Annotated in this window: 1 protein-coding gene; it reads left to right on the top strand. The window is 54.8% G+C overall.

Going from position 1 to position 323, the window contains the following annotated elements; genetic code table 11:
- Nucleotides 1-323 (top strand): FtsK/SpoIIIE domain-containing protein (locus tag ACR6JA_RS22750; RefSeq protein WP_494599740.1); only part of this gene is annotated, 323 nt, incomplete at both ends.

Genomic DNA, 323 nt, shown 5'->3' with positions numbered 1-323 from the left:
CCAGATCTTCAACTTCCCATATCGAATGCCAGTGCAAGCTGGCATGCGGGATGGATCCACACCTGGTGGAAAGCCCGGCACAGGTATCACACTCATCGGACGAGACCTGGAGACGAAGGAACAGGTCTACGCCAACAATTCCGATCTCCGTACACACTTGCTTGTGCTTGGCACCACAGGTTCGGGGAAGACTGAATTCCTGCTTGGCCTGGTCGCCAATGCGCTGGTGCAGAACACCGGCTTCATCTATGTGGACGGTAAGGGTGATCCAAAACTGCAAAAGGAGATCTTCCGTCTCGCTCGATACTTCGGCCGGGAAGATG

This window comes from Cedecea sp. B1(4) (assembly GCF_059414925.1).
The sequence above is the reverse complement of the archived record's forward strand: the minus strand, read 5'-3'. Positions and strand labels throughout refer to the sequence as shown.